Consider the following 21942-nt stretch of genomic DNA (forward strand, 5'->3'; position numbering starts at 1 on the left):
CCGCGTATGACAGGGCAGAGTATGCGCCTCATTGGGACGCGCTCTCGCTCCGTGAAGCGCGCAGCGGTTCTAATGCTGCAAACTACGCAGCAAAAGAACCGGCGAGCTTCAAGGGATCCCTATGAGGAGTATACTCTGCCCTGTCATACGCTGGTTTATCGGCACCTCTGAACAGTAAACAGCAGTCGCTGTTCAAAAACCAATTTCGGTCCCCCCTTGTATATTCCCCGAATCTTTTCTATAATGAAAACAGTTGAAAAAGAATCCCGTTAGTGTGTCAAACACAGAATTGATACAAAGGAGAACTCGTTCATGAATATCTTTGAAATACTCGGCCCCACCATGGTCGGCCCATCCAGCTCCCATACCGCAGGAGCCGTGCGGATCGGCCTGGTGACCAGAAAAATACTCGGGGGTGTTCCGGTGAGCGCCGAAATCGGACTGCACGGTTCCTTTGCCGCCACAGGCATCGGCCACGGCACGGACCGGGCGCTTCTGGCCGGGCTTCTGGGCATGGAGCCGGATGACATGCGCATACCGGACAGCATGCGGCTGGCCCGTGATTTTGGCCTCTCCTATCATTTTTCGTCGGTGAGCCTGCGGAATGCGCACCCTAATACCGCCCTTTTGACCGTTAAAAATGCGGAGGGCGGCACGGTAAAGGTACAGGCGTCTTCTCTTGGCGGCGGACGCATCATGGTTAATAAACTAAATGATATCACCGTCAATTTCACCGGTGAAAAGCCCACCCTGATCGTTCAGAACATCGACGAGCCCGGACATCTGGCGGAAATCGCATATGCCCTTTACTATAAGGAGATCAATATCGCCACTCTGCAGCTGTACCGCAATCAGAAGGGCGGCTATGCATTCACCATTGCGGAGACGGATAATGAGATACCACAGGAATCCATAGAGACTTTGAAAGAACTCGACGGGATACTGAAGGTAACCTATATCCATTGAGGAAAAAGAATCCCGCTCGCGGGATTCTCCGACTGCGGCGGGTCGCCTTGGCGACATAATACCTTCCCGCCGCAGTGCGTTCCTGCCCAGGAGACGAAGGAATATACAGGAGGAGCATCAATATGCCTTTTGATTCGGTTGAATCCATATTAAATACATGCAGAGAACAGGATAAGCCCTTTTGGGCTGTCATCCTGGAAGATGATATACACGAACGGGGAACGGACCGGGAGGAATCCTTCTCCCGGATGAAGCAGCTGTGGCACAACATGCTGCAGGCGGATGAAACGTATGACCGGAATCTCAAATCCGCCAGCGGCATCGTAGGAACGGACGGCGGCAGGATGCTGGACTATCTCCACTCCAACGATTCCCTCTGTGGGGGTTTTATCGGCTCTGTCATCGCCGGAGCTCTGAAAATGGGAGAATCCAACGCCTGTATGAAGCGCATCGTAGCGGCTCCCACCGCCGGAGCCTGCGGTGTGCTGCCCGCAGTTTTAATCCCCTGCTATCACCGCTTTGGCTGTCCGGAAAGCCGGATACTGGAGGCGCTTTACACCAGCGCCGGCATCGGCCAGGTCATTGCGTACCGGGCATCCATCGCGGGGGCGAGCGGAGGATGTCAGGCCGAGATCGGAAGCGCCAGTTCCATGGCTGCCGGCGCACTGGTGCAGCTTAGGGGCGGCACGCCGGAACAGATCGCGGATGCAGCCGCCATGGCTCTTAAGAATCTGCTGGGACTGGTCTGCGATCCCGTGGCGGGGCTCGTGGAGGTGCCATGCATCAAACGCAATGTCATCGGCGCCATGGGTGCGGTGGCGGCGGCCGATATGGCGCTTGCCGGTATCCGGAGCAATATCCCTGCCGATCAGGTCTTCGACGCCATGCGTGAAATCGGGGATAAGATGGACGCCTCCCTGCGCGAAACCGGTTTCGGAGGCCTTGCGGCCACGCCGGAAGGAATCCGTTTGAGGGACCGGCTGTCTTAACCGGCGCCGTCCCTGATGAAAGAGGAGGCACACAAAAGTGTGCGTAGGTCATCAGCCTTCGGCTGGTGACATTAGAAAGGAGAGAACTGTTATTTCAACTCCATTAATCTTTCATATTGACGTTAATTCCGCATATCTTAGTTGGGAGGCCGTAGACCGGCTGAAAAAGGGGAATTCCCCGGATCTGCGTACAATCCCTGCGATTGTGGGAGGCGACCAGGACAAACGCCACGGCGTGGTACTGGCGAAATCCGGCATAGCAAAAAAATATGGGGTAAAAACAGGCGAACCTATTGTGCACGCCTTGAAAAAATGTCCGAACCTGACGATCATCCCCACTAATTTTGAATTATATCACAGAAATTCCCAGGCATTTATGGAGATCCTACGCAGATATGCGCCCGTCGTGGAACAGTACTCCATCGATGAGGCATTTGCGGATATGAGTGGGACGGAAAAGCTGTACGGATCTCCAACCCGCGCCGCCGAACTGATCCGGGATACGATTAACAGAGAGCTTGCGTTTACAATCAATGTAGGGATTTCCACCAATAAACTGCTGGCAAAGATGGCCAGCGATTTTGAAAAACCCAATAAGATACATACGCTGTTTCCGGAAGAAATCCCGTTTAAGATGTGGCCGCTGGATGTGGGAGAACTGTTTTTTGTGGGGGACGCGGCTAAAAAGAAATTAAACGAGCTGGGGATCTATACCATCGGCGATCTGGCGAACGGCGATCTGAACATGATACGGATGCATTTAAAAAAGCAGGGAGAAGTGATCTATAACTATGCAAACGGCATCGATATCTCCGATGTGCTGCATAAAGAGCCCGCCAACAAGGGATATGGCAATTCCATCACGCTTGCCCACGATGTCACCGACGCGGATGAAGCGAAGGCTGTGCTGCTCTCCCTCTGCGAGACGGTGGGCGCACGGCTTAGGGCCGACGGTATGAAGGCCAACTGTGTATCCGTGCAGATCACTTACAACAATTTTGTGAATCGTTCCCACCAATGCACCCTATCCGCCTCCACCAATGTCACCACTGAGATCTACGATCTGGCTTTGCAGCTGTTCGATCAGCTCTGGGACCGCCGCACGCCCATACGGCTTTTGGGGGTGAGCACCAGCCGGGTGAGCTCTGAGAGCTACCGCCAATACAACCTGTTTGATACTGAAAAATACGAAAAACTGGAGAAGCTGGACACTGCGGTGGATAAAATCCGCAAAAAATATGGTGAAGACGCGATCAAACGAGCCCGCTTTCTGGAGGATAAGAAAGAGGAAAAAGAATCCGGCTGACCTGCGCTCTTGAAAGGATATTCATGACAAAAAAGAAAGCCGTTCCCCTGTACCTATTTCTGATCCTCTTGGACCAGGGTATCAAACTGATCATACACTTTCATTTTATGGAATCTTACATACCCATTATCCGGCCCTTCTTTTATTTTGATCCGGTGCTCAACACACAGTATTCCTGGATTAACAGCATGTTTGGCCTGGGCCTGTCCCGCGGATTTCATATTATGATCTGCTTTTTGGTCGCCGGTCTTGTCTGGCTGCTGCAGCGCCACCTTTCTCTTTCCGATGAGAGGAGCGTCCTGACAGATCTCATGTTTATTTTCTGTTACTCCAGCTGTACCTGTGCGCTGATCGACCGCATATTCTGGAATGGATCGCTGGACTTTCTGGCTGTAAAGGGCCTGTTCATATTCGATCTGAAGGATATCTATATCGACCTTTTTATAGCCGCCCTGCTCATTCAAAATAAAAAATTCCGGCGCCGTCCTTTTGCCGACACTTTAAAAAGCCTCTGGCGGGCACGGCGGAGCAATTGATAAGGATGCGCCCTTATTCACCGGAAAACAAAACGGTGCGGCAAAAGACAGCCAGAAGCTGCTTCGCCGCACCGTTTTTTCATTCAATAGGAAATTGCCCCCTGCGCTGCGCTTGACGGCAGGATATGCCCAAATGTGCTCTGTTCTCTATGCCAGTTCCGGTGAATCCGGACGGTCCGACACGTTCATTTCCTGCACCAGTTCGTTAAGGGCCAGCATGCGGTCATCCAGTTCATTGATCATATCCGCACAGGCTTTTAAGTCATCCTGGATATGAGCGGGTGTCATCCCCTCATATTTATAATAGATCTTGTGCTCCAGGCTGGCCCAGAAATCCATGGCAATCGTTCTGATCTGAATCTCCACCTTGGTGTCCACCGGCCCGTCGGACAAAAACACCGGAATGGATACCACCATATGATAACTCTTGTAGCCGTTAGGCTTGGGATGCTTGATGTAGTCCTTGATCTGCAGCACGATCACATCATCCTGATTGGCAATCATCTGAGCAATTCTGTAGATATCCGAACTGAAGGAGCAGATGATGCGGATCCCCGCGATATCATGGAGGTATTTCTGCATATTTTCAATGGTTTCTTCGTGTCCCTGTTTGCGCAGTTTCCTCACAATGCTCTCCGGCGACTTGATCCTGGATTTGACATGTTCGATGGGGTTGTAATTATGTACATGCACAAACTCATCATTCAGTATCTCAATCTTGGTGCCGATCTCCTTGAGCGCCGAGGTATACAAAAATATCAGGGTCTTCCATTCATCTATCTGCGCATACTGCTTTGGTAATGCCATCTTACTCTACTTTGAAACCTGCTAACAGCGCCCCCAGACTGGTCGCCGCCTTTCCGTCTTCCTTATAATCAAAAACCTCTTCTGCAGCTTCTTTTTCAGCCACATCCTGCAGCGCTTTTATGCTCAGGCTGATCTTATTATTGGCATTGGAGATCACTTTCACCTTTACCTTATCACCTACTGTCAGCACTTCGGAAGGTGTCTTGATTCTCTTCATGGAAATCTGGGAAATATGCACCAGACCGGACAGGCCGTTGTCCAGATTGATAAAAGCGCCGTAGGGCTGAATGGAATCCACGGTTCCTTCGAGAACAGCTCCAACCTGGCATTTCGCTATTTTTGCGTTTTTGTCTTCCTGTCTCTTCTGTCTGGCCACTTCCCTGCCGGATAACACCAGTCTCTTCTTCTCCGGATCCGCCGTAATCACCATAACATCGATGGTTCTTCCCAGCCAATCCTCCGTATTTTCCACATAGCCGGCGTCCAGCTTGGATGCGGGGATGAACGCGCGCACGCCTTCCACATTAGCCACAACGCCTTTGTTCACAATGCCGTTAATCTTAACCGGAAATACGGTTCTCTCATTCAGCATGTTTTCAAATTTCTCCCATAACAGGGTATCGTTGGCCTCTTTGCTGGACAGCACAATATTGCCCTCCCCGTCATCGGTCTTGATAACGGTCGCGGTGATGCTGTCGCCAACCTGTACTTTATCCTTTAATATGCAGTCCGGATCACTGCTGAAGTTCTCTTTCGTTATGATTCCCTGGGCATAATACTTAAGATCCACCGCCACCTCGGTTTCTGTAACGCCGATCACAGTACCTGTCAGAATATCGCCTTCGGACACCTTCTGAAAGGATTTCTCCAGTTCTTCCTTGTAATCGTCCATGGACTCCACAGGCTCGGCTGCCACCGCAGCTTCCACATCCGCTTCCGCGCGGTCCTCCGCCATGTCCTCCAGAATCTCCTCATTCAGTAACTTTTCGTCGCTCATTCTTTTTCCTCCGAATCCTCTGTTTTTTGCATAGATTGCAAATCTCTACCCGGAATCGCCTATGCATCCCCCGCAGCCTCTGATTTGCCGAGATTTTGCATGCCTTTTTATTATAACATCACCCACCTGTATTTGCAAACCTGATCCGCGCAAGATTCATAAAAAATTAAGAACTACCGTAATTATTCTATGCTCTTCAGGGACTCCACCATATCAATTTTTTTAAGTTTAAAATACATGCTGAAGTTGACTGCTACCGTAAAGAACAGGGTGAGCAGAGTGCTGTAGAGATAGCTTAAGGGTTTAATTGTGCGGCCGAACATGATCATATCGATCTCGCAGGTGCGGATGACGAACTGGTGAAGCACGATGCCCAGCGCTATTCCGGCGATAATGCCGAATACGGTCAGGAATACATTCTCTCTGTAGACGTATTCCGCCACTTCATTGTCGTAAAATCCAAGCACCTTAATGGTGGCAAGCTCCCGGCGGCGCTCGGTCACATTGATGTTGTTCAGGTTGTAAAGCACTACAAAGGCCAGCAGTCCGGCGGAGATGATCAGCACCCATACCACCAGATCCAGGGAGCGCATCATATCCTGCACCTTGGATTCCAGCTCGGTCACAAAGGAGACGGAGCTGATCCTGTCATCGGATAACAGCTCATTGCCCAGCTGCTCCTGCGCCTCTTTGGAGGTGTCCTGGAATTTTAACAGCAGCTTGTTGTAGTCCGGCTCGCTGCCGTAGAGCTGTTCATACAGCGCAGGCGTCATGTAAACATAATGGTATAAGTAATTTTCCGCGATGGCCTCTACCGTCACCGTATGGCTCATAGTATCGCTGTCTTTTAGTATGATCTGATCTCCTGCCGATACACCCAGCAGGCGGGCAAGTTTTTCCGTGATGATGACGCCGTCATTGGACAGGGCATAGCGTTCCTGCGTGACACGGTTCTTTAAAACCAGGAAATCGGATACCTGATCCATATACTCCGGGACAAAGAGATAGCCGGACTTCGTAATCCCGTCCTTTTCAAAATCGATGGAATTCTGGCGCACAAACATGCTCTGCGTGATGTTGTCATAATCCTCCACCACCTCTGTGGCCAGAGCCTCTCCTTCCGTCCTCTCCAGGTCCTCATCCAGGGTCAGCTCTCCGTCATAGATCCAGATATTTTTATACTGGTTGTTCACAATCTGCCGTATGGAGTCTCCCAAGCCAAATCCCACCATGAGAAGCGCCATACAACCTCCGATGCCGAATACGGTCATGAAAAAACGCTTTTTATAGCGGAACAGATTGCGGACTGTGGATTTCTGGGTGAAATTCAGCCGTTTCCACAGGAAGGTGATCCGCTCCAGAAGCACCCGCTTCCCTTCCTTAGGCGCGGGCGGGCGCATCAGCTCGGCAGGCGTGGATAACAGTTCTTTGTAGCAGGCCGCGTAGGCCGCTCCTACCGTACATGCTACCGCCAGGAGCACCGACGATACGGCCAGATCCATATGAAGCGGCAGAACCACCACTTTCAGATTGCTGTATAATATGCTGTATGCGGCTATGATTACGGCCGGCAGGACTTTGCTGCCCACCAGCACGCCCAGTATGCCGCCGGCCACACTGGCGGACAGGGCATAAAGCAGATACTTGGCCGCAATGGACGCCTTGCTGTAGCCAAGGGCCTTCAGCGTTCCGATCTGTGTCCGCTCCTCCTCGATCATCCTCGTCATCGTGGTCAGGCTGACCAGCGCTGCCACCAGAAAGAAGATGGCGGGAAAAACCTTTCCAATGGCCCCGATCCGTTCGGCGTCCATATCAAATTCCACATACGTCTGTATGGAATTGCGGTCCAGCACATACCATTCCGGTTCCTTTAGATCTGCCAGCTTTTCTTCGGCATCCGCCACCTGCTGCCTGCCGTCCGCAATTTTCTCCTCGGCATCGGGCACCGATTCGTCAAATTCCTTCCGGGCATCCGCAAGCTTCGTTTCCCCATCCGCCACTTCCGCCCGCGCATCCGCAAGCTTTGCCTCGGCATCCGCGATCTCCTGGCGGTGGGATTCCAACTCGGCCCTGCCGCTCTCAAGCTCCTTTCTTGCGTCCGCAAGCTGAACCCCGCTCTCTGCCAGCTGCTCTTTGGCATCCGCAAGCGACGCTTCTGCGTCAGCGATTGTCCGCCTTGCCTCCTCAAGCTGCCGCTCTCCGTCGGCAAGCTTTGCCGGCGCTTCGGCAAAGTCAATCTCCTTTTCATTTAAAACCTTCCCGGCCTCTTCCAGCTGGGCTTTGGCATCGGCGATCTGAGCCCTGCCGTCTTTTATCTGCGCTTCATAAGAAAGGAGCGTCTGTCTGGACTCCTCCAATACCGGCGTCTGCTGTGCGGTCACGGTCTGTACCACCTGCTCAAAGACCGCCGTGAAATAAGGGCTGTTTTCGTCAGCTACACCGGCCTGATTCATAGCGGTTCTGATGCTGTCCTGCGCCATCACGGCCTGTTTCGTCAGCTCGGATGCCATCGTAACCTGCGCAAGGCTGGCCTGCAGCCGGTCAAGCTCCTCCGGAGTCTGTCCCCCGGCGTTTATCAGATCGTTTATCTCCCGTATCTGTCTCTCATATTCCTGCAGGCCAGCAAGCGTCTGCTGCAAAGATGCCAGCTGCGCCTTTCCATCGTTATACTGTTTCCATCCGGCCTTGACGGCCTCCTCGTTCTTATTCAGCTCTTCTTCCTTAGCGGCCAGCTCGCTTCTGCCGGAATTGAGCGTTCCCTTGGCGGATTCCAGCTGCCTTCGGCCATCCTCCAGCTGCGTGCGCGCATCTGCCAGCTCCTGCTCCTTTTTCGCCAGCTCCGCCTTTCCGTCTGCAAGCTTCTGCTCATTTTCTGCGATCAGGGCTTTTGCCTCGTCATACGCCTTCTGCCCGTCATCCACCTGCTTCTGCCCATCGGTAAGCTCCTTTTCCCCATCCGCAAAGGTCTTTTTCCCGTCCGTAAGCTCCTTCTCTCCGTCCGCAATCTGTGCCCTGGCATCCTCAAGCTTCTCCTCAGCATCCGCAAGCTCCTGTCTGGCATCCTCGATCTGCCGCTCACCGTCCGCGATATCCGCCTTGGCGTCCGCGATCTTCTCATCCGCCTCCGCTCTCACGGATGCATAACGGATCTCACAGCGCCCGTCAGCTATGGCCTCTATCTGATCCGTGATTCCGGATATTCTGTCCTCATAGCTGTCCGAATAGCAGAGCAGGCCGTCCGCGCTGTCCACCGATGCATAGATTACGGTATAGACGTCCAGGACGAAGCTCTCCGGCTCCACCATCACGAACGCGTCGGTCTTTCCGCTTCCGATGCCCGAAGTACCGCGATCCCAGGACAGGTAGTAGGAATAGCTGCCGCTGCCCACAATGGTAAAGGTGTCAGTCTTCAGCGTATCCAGCACATCTTCGCCCTTATCGGCCTCGAAGGTGAGCGTATCGCCTACTTTCAGTCCCCGTGCCTCCATGAACAGGGAATCCACGAAGCATTCGTCCGGCGCTTCCGGAAGACGCCCCTCTTCCACGGTCATACGGTTTATGTCGTCTGCCAGCGACATCACATTGACCACCAGCTTTTTGTCTTCATCATAGGTCAGAAATTCCGCCGAATATCCGCCTTCAGCCCCGCTCACGCCATCAATCTTCCTGATCTCCTCCAGATCGTCCTCCGTAAGCCCTAACGTTCCCAGGATACGGATATCCATCAGGTTGGTTTCATCGAAATACTGATCCGCTGACTGGCGCATATCCGGCTCCGCCGAACGGACACCGGCATAAAATGCCACTCCCAGCGCCACTATAAACAATATGGACAGATATCTGCCCATGCTTTTTCTGATTTCCCGAAAGAAGTCTTTTCTCTGTGACCCTTTCATAGCCTTCTCCAATCCAGTCTTTATGTTTAATGTGTCTTTTCTCCTGCCCCTAATTATAACATCACCCCTGCAATGTTCAACTAAAGAAAGTGTGAAAAAAAGCTAAAACTTTCCTGACTCCTCAGTTTACAAATGGACGGGCACAATCTATAATAACATCAGATGCAAATATTCATCTGGTAAGACGGCCGTACAGGCCGTCGAAGGAGGAGCTACGTGAACATTCAACTTCTGGCCTTGGATCTGGACGGCACAGTCCTGACCGTGACCAAGGATCTGTCCATGCGTAATATCGATGCCATACGCCGCGCCGCTTCCCGGGGCATACGGATTATTCCCACATCCGGACGCACCTTCGGCAATATACCGGAGGAGATCTTAAGCCTTCCGGGCGTAACTCACACCATCACGTCCAACGGCGCCGCCGTTGTGGAGATGAAGAGCGGGCAATCCATTTACCGTCAGGATATCAGTGCCGAAACAACCGCTGCCATCCTGGAGATCTTAAAGGAATTCCCGGTACAGCCCAGCGCTTACATCGAAGGGCAGATGTATGACTACGAGCAGATAGACTTGGAAAACCTGAAAGCGGTCCACGGCATCGGATCTCTGGACAAACGGATCCGCGTGCCGGATCTGGCTGAATTCATAAGGGAAAGAGGGGTCGGCGTTGAAAAGCTCTTTGTCCTCTATCTGGACAGGTCCTGTGCGGTTGCCGTCAGGGAAGCTCTGGCGGATATTCCGGGCATCCTCTTTACCTCATCCGGAGAGTGCAACATGGAAATCAATGCCGCCGGTGCTACCAAGGGAAATGCGTTGGCGTGGCTGTGCAGCCGCCTTAACATCCCAAGAGAGGCTGTTATGGCCATCGGGGACGGCCACAACGACCTGACGATGCTCAGTTTTGCAGGCTATCCCATCGCCATGGAAAACGCAGTGGAGGAACTCAAAGCTCAGGCGGTGGATGTGACGCTCTCCTGCGAAGAAAGCGGTGTGGCCCACGCGATCGAGCGCTATCTGGACAGGATGGACATCCGATGTGAAAATTGATAGAAAGGCAGGCTTATAAGCAAGCTTAACGCCTGTCTTTACACCAATTTTTCCGCCGGCTTAAGCGTTCAGACGGCGCATCTTCTTGACCGATAAAGCCGGTCAAGAAGCATCGGATGTCCATCCGATGTGAAAATTGATAGAAAGGCAGGCTTATAAGCAAGCTTAACGCCTGTCTTTCTATCAATTTTCCCGCCGTCTGAACTGTTACAAATAGTATATTGTGAAGGAGGCAGTTTATGTTTAGTTTTAATCAGGATATAACCGCCAAGGATCTAGGCGGCGGGGTAACCCGTAAAGTGCTCACCTACAGTGATAATCTGATGGTGTGCGAACTCACGTTTCAGAAGGGGGCAGTCGGGGCGCTGCATTCCCACCCCCACGAGCAGGTGGGTTATGTGATCTCAGGTTCCTTTGAGGTGGAAGAGGAAGGCCAGGAGAAGAGAATCCTTAAGGCCGGGGATACCTACCAGATCGCGCCTGATGTAAGGCATGGCGTTGTGGCGCTGGAAGATTCCCTGCTGCTGGATGTTTTTAATCCGATGCGGAAAGATTTCATTGAATAGAGCAGTGGCAAGAGGGGCCGGCGCAGCGCGTCAGCCCCTCTGAATATATATGGGCAATCGGTTTACAGTTTATTTTTGCGGGTCACACTCCCCCAGCCGTTAAAATCCAGAATCACTTTATCCGTCTCTATCACACCGCTTCCCCATTCGGAGAATACGCAGGGGCTGTCATAGGTTTCATACGGAAAGCGCACCTGTATGCCGTCAATCAGCCGTGTATGCCTGTTCATTTTCAGATTTGCGTAGGAAAGCGTCATGGTTCCGGCGTCAAATTCGGGTTTTCCCGCCTTCACCATCGCCTTGAACTCTTCATATCCCCCGCACTCTTCCTTCACGGAAACTGTACAGACGACGGCATGCTTGCGGCCATAGCTTCTGACCTCCACATCCTTTAAGTCTTCCCTGCCTTCACATATCCCTTCGGAAAACCACAGCGCGGCATAAATTCTGCCGGAGGCCTTCATCCAGAGATAATTTCCTTCTTTTTCTGTCTCAAGATGCCGAAACGGCACGCGGGCATGGATGAAATGCTCTTCCTTTTCCGGTATGTCATAGGTGGCCATAGCGATATTTTTATCGCTGAAAAACTGCCCGCAACAGCACAGCAGATCCCCGGTCCAATAACCGTGTTCCTTCCCCTCCGGGCCGCAGCTTCCGGGATGATGGCTGAAGATGCGGATATCCGGAGCCGTCAGTATAGACAGCTCCCACTCATGCTGCTGGTGATGGGCATACCATGCGGCCTCACTCCCTTCGGGATAATCATCCTGCCAGGTAACCCCGCCAATCATGTAATCGGGAGTAATGAAAATCTGTTTGTTGATGCTTCCGGGCACCTGAGGCACCTGTCTGTGAGGAGTATTGTAGGTAATGCTGTGCAGATGCTTGCACTCCCTGTTTACCCAGCGCTCAGGCCTGCTGTTTAACACGTCATACACATAATCCGCCGGGACAAAACTGCTGGCCGCTGCCTCCAGACATGCCGTACAGTCATCTGCCGTTCCGAAATACAGCTGATACAGCCGGTGCATCCCCATGGTTCGGAAATCCGAGGTGTCCCCTTCATAGATTCTGCCGTGGGCTCCGCCGTAATAGCCCTCCTTAGAACAGTCCATAATCATATCAAGGAGCATAACGTTCGCCGACATCTCCGCATACTTTCTAAGTTTTTCTTCCGCAAAATCGAAGAGATTCAAAAGTACGGTAAATACCTCCAGCCCGTAGCCAGCGGAATCAAACTCAGCCCATCCCCTCTGTGCGCGGAACCTGATAAAATCCTGCAGGAATCTGCGGTCTTCCTCGAGGACCTGGCCCGCGGACATGCCATACTGTTCAAAATAGGCGTCCGGATATTTTAATGCATACAGGTATCTGGATTCATGAAATAAAAACATATGATTCTCAGATTTATATTTGCTCTCAAAATCCCACTTCGTAAAGAACCTGTGTATGAGCTTCATGGTCTCTACCGGCAGTTTGTTCTCCACGCTGTGGCATGCTCTTATAAGCTTATGGGCTACAAAATCCGGCTCTCCCTTAAGGTCCCTGTTCGTTCCTCCGGGATGCGGCAGTTCAAACCACTTCGCCGCACGGTTCAGCCCTTCCATTTCCTCTGCGCTCACACTCGCGCCAAAAATCAGCCGGGCAATGCATTTCGTTCCGTAAATAGAATTGCCGGGCACGGTATTCTCATCCAGCAGTTCTCGAATCATTTTGTCACGCAGTTTCTGATTCATTCTTCTCCTCCAAATCCTTTTTAAACGCTGCGTATTCTGCGCCGGCCGCCAAAATCACGCCGGTGCCGTGATCATCGTTTTTGACTGTGGGGATGGTATAGTAATATTCCGCCTCCATCGCGCAGCCGGAACCCATACACACCCCGTAGACATTGCCTTCCCCATCGATACTGTGAACCAAAAGCCCGTTCCAGGCCTTTTCCATACAGTCAAGAAAATCCTTTTCCAGCCATCCGTATTTCACGCCTCTGGTAAATGCCAGAAGAAACATGCCCGTACAGGATGTCTCCGGATAAGAGCCCTCTTCCCTGCGGTTAAGGACCTGGCGCCACAGGCCGCTTTCATCCTGCAGCGCACGGATGCTGTGCGCCATATCGTAAAACAGCTTTTTTTCTTCCGACACATCAATATATCCGTCTGCATACATCAAAAACTCCGTCAGGGTCCACACCACCCATCCGTTGCCTCTTCCCCAGGGAACACGGTTTGCCGCTCTCCTGCCAGTAAAATAGATATGTGAAAAGAGGTGTTCCTCTTCCATGTAAAGGCGCTTCTTAAATCCGCGTATCTGGCTCTGCGCCTTCCGGTACCACTCATCGTCCCCGGTCAGCCTGCCCATGCGCACCAGAAACGGGCAGCTCATGTACAGATCATCCGCCCACATGGTATCCCTGCGGTAATAGGTTCCGTCCTCCATTCTCGGGACGGAATGCTCCGCCTGGTGCCGGATTCTCTCAATCAGCGGTAGCAGTGCCCTGTCATTGCAATCCAGATATGCATCCGCCAAATTCATTCCCATCGTGCCGATATTGTCCAGCACACTCATATCATAGAGCCTGGGCATAAACGCGGGCATCACATGTTGTTGGATGTCATATTCGATATAATCAAAGTATTTGGCCAGCGCGCTCATATTCTCACAGAACAGTCTCTGCCCGTCGGTGCGTCCGGACAGGATGGCTGCATCGCGTATCCCATAAAACCCAACCATCAACGCATAGAACCACTGCCCGAAAAAGACGCTGTCCAGATAGATACGCAGCTCGCTTCCGTCACAAAATCTCCAGTAAATTCGGCGGCCCTTCTGATTCACAAATACTTTTGACAGATCCCAGTCATACTCCGGCCCGTGGCACTGCGTTCCGAAGAACGGGCCGATGCAGACTGCCCTGTCTCCGGTTCCTCTTATGGAAGTTAAAAACGGCAGGCAGAGCCGCTCGGTTTTAAGCCGCAGCTTCCATCCGTCCGCGGACCTCCTGCACCGAAACAGCAGCCGGTCCCCGGCCTTTACCCTTACGCTGCCTGTGCCTGCGCAATGACCGTCCGCCGCATAGCTGCCATTTATGAGGATACGCTCCACCGTTCCACCGTACTTAAGCACATGAGCGCAGGCCGCCTCCGTATAAACATAGCTGATATCTCCTTCTGTATACAGTTTCCGGAAATCAAATGTTTCGTCTGCGGCCAGGGCAGGCGGCCACCGGTAAGCGATCTCCGCGCTGTTCATATCCGTTCTGCCGTACTCTTCACGGGTCAGCGGAGGTGACAGCGCCACCCCCTCCTCACCGGCTCTTTCCTGGATCGGCAGTACCGCCCTTGCGCCAAAGAGATAATCGTTTGCCCACATGGAGGGGTACCTTTTTACAGAAATCAAAAATTCAAAGGCAAATTCCCTGTCCTCCTCCTTAACGCACAGGATCCTGACGGAATTATCCGCATCCGGCTTTACGCTCACCGGCAGATGGATGTTTATCTCTGCGCGCGTCTCCTTGCCGATGCCGTCATAGATGCATTGCTGTTCAAACCATACCCTGATGTTTCCGCTCACATTCAGGTAGATCTCTTCCGGTGTCTGGCATGCAATATAAAAATCTGCAATCACTCCGACCCCTGGCACGGCCCCTGGATATATACGGTTCAGATCCACGCGCTGGCTTCCCAATGTGCGGGTAAAGCCTGCGCCTTCACATTTTAAAAAGGGCCGGTAATAAACGCTGCGCTTCGGCCGCGTGACCAATGCGTTATCCATCACCGCGGATATGACGGCTTCCATATCCCGGCCGGAGGCTTTCATATCCTGTCCCAATGCTATTTTTTCGTTCATGGCAATCTTCCTGCTTTTCTATTGAATAATCAAGAGGCAGCAGTATATGCCGCCCCTTGATTCATGGTCACTTATTTACCGGTTTGCTGCAACCCATGCATCCAGCTGTGCCTGATAATCTGCTATCACTTCCTTTAGTCCCGCAGTGTTCAGCTTGTCGATGAACTCCTGGTAATATGCTTCAAACCCTGCCGAACCGATGGTGCCGTTCTGTAGCACGGAAGTATATTCCGCGATCACAGCGTTGATCTGCTCCAGCTGCTTGGATACATTTGTCGTGGACACCACAAATCCGTTATGGGAGGATGCTACGGTATCCGGAGACTCATTATACTTCTTTATGTTTTCAAAGTAGCCGTCCAGAACAGCCTGATTCTTATATGCATAAAAGCTGTTGCCCAGGATCCACTTCAGCCCTGCATAGGAAGTATCCACACCGCCCTGGGTTCCGTCATACTCGATGGTTACAATTCGGTCAGGATCGTTTGCATCCTTCGTATAATGTTTTCCTTCGATGCCGAACACCATTGTGTTATAGATTTCCCGGCCAAGATCCGTGCCTGTGGTCAGCGCCTCGATGAATAAGGCCGCTTCTTCGGGATGTTCGCAGGTAGAGGAGATACCGTTTCCGCCAGCTCCCCAGCTGTTCGGAATATAGTTATACTGCTGTGTGGGGATGGCAACAACCTCAAATCCCCAGCGCTCGCTGTAGGACTTCGCCACGCTTTCCGGATCGCCTACGGATTCATTGCAGGAGTAAACATAGGATGTCTCCTCCATCATCTTCTCATTTCTGTAGTTCAGATGATCCGTTGCGGCCCCGTCCGGCGCGAAGATTTTCTTATCGTACCAGTCGGCATAGATGCTCCACATTTCCTTATAGGTCTCTGTGGTATATGCATAGCTGACTGTGTCCGTGCCGTTTTCAATGATGAAGTTATTGCCCAGATGGTCAAACGGAGTGATGAAATAAAATCCCAGGATGCCGGTAGCATTTCCGTTTTCAAGGGTGTTGGCGTACTTTGTGTCCCCTTCACCGGCTCTTGCAGCCATCACGTAGTCTTCCAGCGCCGCGGCCTTATCCGCCAGGCTTAAATCCCAGTTCGTAAGAGTTGCGTACATCTCATCATAGTTACCGTACTTATCCATATATTCCTTAGGGAAAAACATAAAGCCCGCATTAAACGCATTCTGGTAATTGGGCACCATATAGATATGTCCGTCCACGGACCCCAGTTCCCAGAGCCATTCCGGCAGCTCCGCCCTAAGTTCATCGGAGATATAGTCTTCCATCGGCATCCAGCTGCCGTCTTCAACCTGCTGCGTAAAGTTTAAGCTCACGCTGTTTAAGATATCGATCTGGCTGCCAGAGGTCTGCGCCAGCCCAACCTGTGTCGCATAGTCAGCGGCTGGGAAGCAGTTGATATTGATGCTCACATGTTCCAGACCGGGATATCCCTTCAGGAGCTCATTCACCCTCGCCTCAACCTCTTCCGTATCCTGCTGCTGACCATTTCCTCTGTAATACCACTCCAGAAGCACCGGATCCTTAGGCGCTGCGGCTTCTGTACCCGGCTCACCCGCGGCCGTGGTGCCCGGCGCCGCGTCCGGCGCTTTAGTGCTCTCGTTCGCAGCCTTCTGTCCGCAGCCCATCATGCCTGCGGTCATCGCCAATGCCAATAACAATGCCAGTGTCTTTTTCCACCTTTTCATTCAAAATCCTCCTTATTATATAGTCATCTATTATTATCCCTTTACGCCTCCCAGTGTCATACCTTTGGTAAAGTACTTCTGGAAGAATGGGAAAATAACCAATACCGGACCCGCTGCAATAAGTGCCATCGCAAAGCGCAGAGTTTCCGCAGGAATCGTCTCGCCCGCCGTGAGCACGCCCGCTCCGGCGTAATTTTTCAGCATGTTGACCTCCCGCAGCAGCCTCTGCACCAGATACTGCAGAGAATACAGGTTCTGATCTCTGATATACAGAGTCGAGGTCATCCAGTCGTTCCATTTTTCAACCATAAACAGGAAGGCCACGGAAGCGATACTTGCCTTGCTTAACGGTATTACGATTTTAAAACAGATATATAATTCCTTTGCGCCGTCAATTTTTGCCGATTCAATTAATTCATCCGGAATCCCGCGGTAGCAGGTGCGGACAATCATCACATTATACGCAGACACCAGGCCTGGCAGAATATATACCATAATTGTATTGTTGATATGAAGCACATTGGTGATCAGCAGATACATCGGCACCATGCCGCCGGAAAACAGCATTGTAAAATATACCAGGAAATTTAACTGCCTTTTCCAGATGAAGTTGGGCCTAGAAAGTGGGTAGGCCAGCAGCGCCACCACCAATGTGGACAGCAGTGTGGATGCCGCAGTAAAAAATATGGTCACCCCATAAGCGCGGATCATCTGCATCGGACGGCGCAGCGCCAGGGTATAAGCTTCCAGGCTGAACTTGGAAGGGACCAGGTTGTACCCGTTCTGAAGCAATGTCGTCTCATCCGTCAGGGAACAGGAAATCAGCGTGATCACCGGCATCAGATACGCAAAAACGATCGCAATGAATACCGCATTCAAAATATACTGTCCCAGCTTTTTTCTTTTCTTCATTCTTCTACTCTCCCCCCTTAAAACAGGCTGTTTTCAGGACTGACCTTTTTCACTATCCTGTTCGTCACAAGCACCGTCACAAATCCGGCTGCTGACTGCGCCAGCCCCACCGCTGCGGACCGCGCGAGATTTCCCTCCTGAAGAGCCCGGAATGTGTAGGTATTGATGATATCCGTCGTGGGATACAGCGCGCCGATGTTCTGTGGAACCTGATAGAACAGGCCGAAATCACCGTTAAACAGATGCCCGATGTTCAGTATATTCTGGATGATAATGACCGGGATCAGATGGGGAATCATGACATGCCAGATCTGCTGCACTTTATTCGCGCCGTCCAGCTTCGCGGCCTCTAAAAGGCCCTCATCCAGACTCATCAGGCACGCATAGTAAATCATGCTTCCCACGCCCACCGTGGCCCAGACCTTGACGATCGTGAGGATAAACGGCCATGCGCCGGCCTTCATATACCAGTCCACCGGGTTCAGGCCGCAATTATTCAGGATCTGGTTTATATAGCCAAAGCGGTAATTCAAGAATATTTCCGCCAGAAACGCCAGAATGACGGTGGACAGAAATTTGGGCATCAGGATAATCGTATTGTAGGTCTTCAGCGCTCTTCTGTTCTTCACGCTGTAAAACATCAGCGCCAACCCAACGGATGCGATTGTTCCGATGAAGAGCCACGCGATGTTATAGCACATGGTATTGCGGATTGTCCTGACCGCATCTGCGGAGGTAAAAAAGAATTCAAAGTTATCCAGGCCGCACCAGGCGCTTCCCCAGATTCCTTTGAGCGGTTTAAAATCTTTAAAAGCTATCACTATTCCGAACATCGGCACATAGTTGAATAGAATGAGCAAAGCTATTCCCGGTATTGCCAGCATGCCCATGCTGATGCTCTCCCGAACTGCCTTTTTTGTTGGTTTTACTTTTGCCGTCCCTGTGCGCAACTTGAAATACCTCCCGTGCTTCTTTTGTAGTTTTATTATGAGCCCTGACACCTCTTTTCTCAATCCGCGTTTGATGCTATTCTTCTCGTTTCATGACGCATTTTCTCTTTACGGATTGCAATAACAATTTTCTTCCTATATTATGTAATTAAATTATTTTTTAGGGAGGCCAATGATATATATGTACCGTATTATGCTTGTCGACGATGAAATCGTATCGCAGAATATCGTGCAGCAATACATAGCGACCAGACTGCCCGGATATCAGATCAGCGCTGTTTTAAACAACGGATGGGAGGCTCTTCAGGCATTCCGCGACTCTCCTGCGGATATCATGCTTGTGGACATTCGGATGCCCGTCATGGACGGACTTACGCTCATTGAGAAGTTGAATGAAATAAGCAATGACTACGTTCCGATCATCATCAGCAGCTATGGGGAATTCGAATATGCCAAGACCGCCATGAAGCTGGGCGTAGCGCATTATCTCTTAAAACCGCTGGACTTTAAGGAACTCACCCATGCGCTGGAGGCCGCCGCCAAGACGTTGGAATTTAAAAGAATCGCCTATACCTCTCTCACGTGGCAGGACGATAACCAGGAGCTCTACCTGACGGATGTCCTCAAGGGGAAATATCCGGACAGGGCCTTAGCGCAGGCGGATTTTTCCGAGCTGGATTTTCCGTTTTCCTATGATTCCTGCAACGGCCTCTACATACGGATCGATTTTATGAACACGGATGTGTGGATGTACGGGAGAGACGCTCTGCTCACAGCAATGACTAACCTGATCAATCTGCTCTATTCTCCCAGTTACGTGCTTCCTGTATTCCGGAAACAGAACTGCTGCAATTATCTGCTGATTGACCCCAACCGCAATCCGGAATCATTTGACGAGCTGTGCGCACAGGTTCGCCAGATACTAAAAATCACAATCCGGATACAGCTGCTGTTTTCTTTTGATTCTGCAGAAAATCTGCGCTCGATCTCATCCGGCCGGCAAAACCGCGAGCTGACAGCGGATATGAAATCGGAAGAAGACCTGTCGGATACGGATAAGACGGCCATCCGGGCCAGCATTGAAAAAGCGATCGCTTATATGAAAGAGCACTATGCGCAGGATCTGACCCGGGACAGTGTGGCCGAAAGAATCTACATGTCCGGCGCCCATTTCAGCCGCTGCTTTAAGATGGTCACCAATATTTCCTATAAGGACTATCTCACGGAAATCCGCATGCAGAAGGCGATGGAACTGCTGAAAACCAATATCAGGGTTGCGGATATCGCCGAACGGGTGGGCTACCCCAACCCCAACCGTTTTAATATAAACTTCCGGCACTATACTTCCTATACGCCGTCAGAGTACCGCACCTATGTATTAAAAATGATTTAGCCGGCTGAAATAATTAAGAAGAAGAGGCAGGGTATGACAAGAATTAAAAAAATTATCGGAAGTCCTTTTGTCCGCAAATGGTTTCTTACGCTTCTGGCGTTTGTCACCACACTGTTTTTGTGTTTTATGCTGTATACTCATATTAATTCCACGAAGGCGCTGCAGATTGAATACACCTCCTACAGTGAACTGCAGGCGGAACGCATTGCCGGCCAGCTGGACGACAACTTTAAAAGCTACAGCAGAGTAGCCGCTCTGCTTTCCCTGAACAAGATGATCCGCATCTACCTCTTTGATGAGGATACGGATATCTTGTTCACAGATATCCACAGCCAGCTTAACAATCAGTTAGCCGCTTATACGGAGGGGTTTCCCGCCATTGATTCCATCTTCCTGTTTCCGGCTTCCGGGAAAGAAGTTTTTACATCGAATTTCGGCAATCCTGTCGCCTACCAGTCACTGAACGATAAAAACTGTCTCTCCATCCAGGAAGCGCCGGACACCATGGCTTTAGTTCCCCGCGAAAAAAACGAACGGTATCCGTACCTGATCACCATCTACCTGCCCCTGTTCCAGCAGGATCAAAAGAGCCTGATCGTATTGAACATCAACCTCTCGGATATCCCGCTGCTTAGGGATGTTTCAAATGATTCCATCCAGAAGATTTATATTGTCTCAGATGAGGGAGAACTGCTTCACCGGAGCCAGCAGCGCGACATGCCGGAACCGCTTGAGCTTGTCCCGCAGTTGCGGCATTTTGACAGCACGAAAGAATCCTACAGCCACTACGACAATGGCGACACGCCCTATATCTACTCCCAGCAACATTCCGAAAAGTATCCCTGGTACTATGTCACCGTGACCACACCCCAGAGTTACATGGAGAAATCCTATAACTTTTATGAAAACCTGCTCACGATACTGCCCTGGCTGCTGATCCTGACGCTGCTCGTGATTGTATGGCTGGTTTTGCTGGCCACACATCCGATGAGGACCATATCGGATTTTCTGGAAAATCCGCTTCCGGAGCTTCCCGACAACATATCCGAACCGGAAACTAAAAAAATCATACGCCATTTTATCAATTATATGCAGACTAACCGTTCTCTGTCGGAAGAACTGGAAAAACAGATGGAACAGGGCAATAAGGCCACTTACCGGGCTCTTCAGGCCCAGATCAATCCGCACTTTCTGTTTAATACCCTGAACCTGATCCGAAACATGGAGATCGAGACCCTGGGCTATGACCATGAGGCCCCCGAACTGACGCTTTCTTTAAGCAGGCTGATGCGGTATGCGCTGGACTGTGCGAATCTGGTGCCATTAAAAACAGAATTTTACTATACGGAACTGTATCTGCGCATCCTGAACCTGCGCTACAGGGAAAAGCTGCATTTTAACATAGTGGGGCTTGACGCCGTCTCCGATCTGCTGGTGCCGAAACTGATTCTGCAGCCTCTGATCGAAAACGCGGTCTTCCACGGCTGCGCGCCCTCGCTGGACACGCACAACACCATTCTCGTGGACACTATGAAAGAGGGGGAATTATGCACCATCACCGTCGATGACAATGGGGTCGGCATCCCCGCCGAATCGCTGGAACTTCTTCGCAGCAAGCTTAGCAGGATGGACGAGATTCCGAGCGATTCCATAGGCCTGCAAAATGTGGTCTTCCGCATGTATCTGACCTACGGCGATGCCTTTTGCTTTGCCATTGACAGTGAACCGGGTAAAGGAACCCGTATTTCTCTTACATTTCCGGCCGTATATACAAAGGAACAGCCGGAAGAGAAGAACGTAAACACGGGTTTGTCTTGAAATAGGCGTAAAGGTGCTGTATGATGGAAAAAAGAGGTGAAGTGTATGAAAAAAAGGGAACCACGTTGGTATATTCTTTGGTTTTTCACATCGGGAATGTGGGTTATTACATTTTCGATTAATCTTTCGACCAGCAATGCCCTTAATTGGCTTATTGTCTTACAGTTCCTTAATATATTTATTTCTTTTGCCGCAGGCATAGT

General features: G+C 51.2%; 16 protein-coding genes. 8 read left to right on the forward strand and 8 right to left on the reverse strand.

The genetic code is table 11. The features are described from left to right. Window positions 1-312: 312 nt before the first annotated feature. The 4 genes from sdaAB to DWZ56_RS00600 all read left to right on the forward strand — a co-directional run bounded on the left by sdaAB (window position 313) and on the right by DWZ56_RS00600 (window position 3797). Entirely contained in the window at window positions 313-966 is a 654-nt protein-coding gene (gene sdaAB / locus DWZ56_RS00585) for an L-serine ammonia-lyase, iron-sulfur-dependent subunit beta (protein WP_118554444.1), read from the forward strand. A 122-nt stretch (window positions 967-1088) separates the two neighbouring features. Further along, window positions 1089-1955, forward strand: a complete 867-nt coding sequence (gene sdaAA / locus DWZ56_RS00590; protein ID WP_118554445.1) for an L-serine ammonia-lyase, iron-sulfur-dependent, subunit alpha — start codon at window positions 1089-1091, stop codon at window positions 1953-1955. A 37-nt stretch (window positions 1956-1992) separates the two neighbouring features. Beyond that, window positions 1993-3261: a DNA polymerase Y family protein gene (locus DWZ56_RS00595; protein WP_243094996.1), complete on the forward strand. Its 1269-nt coding sequence runs from the start codon at window positions 1993-1995 to the stop codon at window positions 3259-3261. A 23-nt stretch (window positions 3262-3284) separates the two neighbouring features. Beyond that, window positions 3285-3797: a signal peptidase II gene (locus DWZ56_RS00600; RefSeq protein WP_118554446.1), complete on the forward strand. Its 513-nt coding sequence runs from the start codon at window positions 3285-3287 to the stop codon at window positions 3795-3797. Between the two features lie 147 nt (window positions 3798-3944). Here the strand turns inward: DWZ56_RS00600 and DWZ56_RS00605 are convergent, their stop codons facing one another. The 3 genes from DWZ56_RS00605 to DWZ56_RS00615 all read right to left on the reverse strand — a co-directional run bounded on the left by DWZ56_RS00605 (window position 3945) and on the right by DWZ56_RS00615 (window position 9497). Further along, the gene (locus tag DWZ56_RS00605) at window positions 3945-4604 is read right to left on the reverse strand and encodes a GTP pyrophosphokinase (protein WP_118554447.1); all 660 of its coding nucleotides are present in this window, start codon (window positions 4602-4604) and stop codon (window positions 3945-3947) included. A 1-nt stretch (window position 4605) separates the two neighbouring features. Beyond that, window positions 4606-5601, reverse strand: coding sequence for a S1 RNA-binding domain-containing protein (locus DWZ56_RS00610; RefSeq protein ID WP_118554448.1), 996 nt, complete (start codon window positions 5599-5601; stop codon window positions 4606-4608). A 182-nt stretch (window positions 5602-5783) separates the two neighbouring features. Then, complete coding sequence (locus tag DWZ56_RS00615; protein ID WP_118554449.1) at window positions 5784-9497, reverse strand: ABC transporter permease; 3714 nt, start codon at window positions 9495-9497, stop codon at window positions 5784-5786. A 216-nt stretch (window positions 9498-9713) separates the two neighbouring features. On the opposite strand from DWZ56_RS00615, the gene DWZ56_RS00620 reads away from it, so the two are divergent. Together DWZ56_RS00620 and DWZ56_RS00630 are read left to right on the forward strand one after the other, a co-directional pair. Continuing rightward, complete coding sequence (locus tag DWZ56_RS00620) at window positions 9714-10547, forward strand: HAD family hydrolase (protein ID WP_118554450.1); 834 nt, start codon at window positions 9714-9716, stop codon at window positions 10545-10547. 239 nt (window positions 10548-10786) lie between these two features. Then, a complete protein-coding gene (locus tag DWZ56_RS00630) occupies window positions 10787-11113 on the forward strand; it encodes a cupin domain-containing protein (RefSeq protein ID WP_118554451.1) in 327 nt (108 codons plus the stop codon). Between the two features lie 62 nt (window positions 11114-11175). Here DWZ56_RS00630 and DWZ56_RS00635 read toward each other — a convergent pair whose 3' ends face one another. The 5 genes from DWZ56_RS00635 to DWZ56_RS00655 form a co-directional block, all read right to left on the reverse strand. Next, on the reverse strand, window positions 11176-12849 hold the full coding sequence (locus DWZ56_RS00635) for a hypothetical protein (protein ID WP_118554452.1): 1674 nt from the start codon (window positions 12847-12849) through the stop codon (window positions 11176-11178). Next, entirely contained in the window at window positions 12830-14953 is a 2124-nt protein-coding gene (locus tag DWZ56_RS00640; RefSeq protein WP_118554453.1) for a glycoside hydrolase family 88/105 protein, read from the reverse strand. The genes DWZ56_RS00635 and DWZ56_RS00640 overlap by 20 nt, the downstream gene beginning before the upstream one ends. A 75-nt stretch (window positions 14954-15028) precedes the next feature. Continuing rightward, entirely contained in the window at window positions 15029-16666 is a 1638-nt protein-coding gene (locus DWZ56_RS00645; RefSeq protein ID WP_118554454.1) for an ABC transporter substrate-binding protein, read from the reverse strand. Window positions 16667-16699: 33 nt separating this feature from the next. Beyond that, window positions 16700-17578, reverse strand: coding sequence for a carbohydrate ABC transporter permease (locus DWZ56_RS00650; RefSeq protein WP_118554455.1), 879 nt, complete (start codon window positions 17576-17578; stop codon window positions 16700-16702). A gap of 17 nt (window positions 17579-17595) precedes the next feature. Then, window positions 17596-18528 carry an ABC transporter permease gene (locus DWZ56_RS00655; protein ID WP_199679531.1) on the reverse strand — a complete coding sequence of 311 codons (933 nt, stop codon included), beginning with the start codon at window positions 18526-18528 and terminating at the stop codon, window positions 17596-17598. Between the two features lie 181 nt (window positions 18529-18709). On the opposite strand from DWZ56_RS00655, the gene DWZ56_RS00660 reads away from it, so the two are divergent. Together DWZ56_RS00660 and DWZ56_RS00665 are read left to right on the forward strand one after the other, a co-directional pair. Beyond that, entirely contained in the window at window positions 18710-19921 is a 1212-nt protein-coding gene (locus tag DWZ56_RS00660; RefSeq protein ID WP_158584368.1) for a response regulator transcription factor, read from the forward strand. A 33-nt stretch (window positions 19922-19954) separates the two neighbouring features. Further along, window positions 19955-21739, forward strand: a complete 1785-nt coding sequence (locus tag DWZ56_RS00665; RefSeq protein ID WP_118554458.1) for a cache domain-containing sensor histidine kinase — start codon at window positions 19955-19957, stop codon at window positions 21737-21739. Window positions 21740-21942 lie beyond the last annotated feature (203 nt).

This window comes from Lachnotalea sp. AF33-28 (genome assembly GCF_003477885.1).
In the GTDB taxonomy this organism is placed as follows: domain Bacteria; phylum Bacillota; class Clostridia; order Lachnospirales; family Lachnospiraceae; genus AF33-28.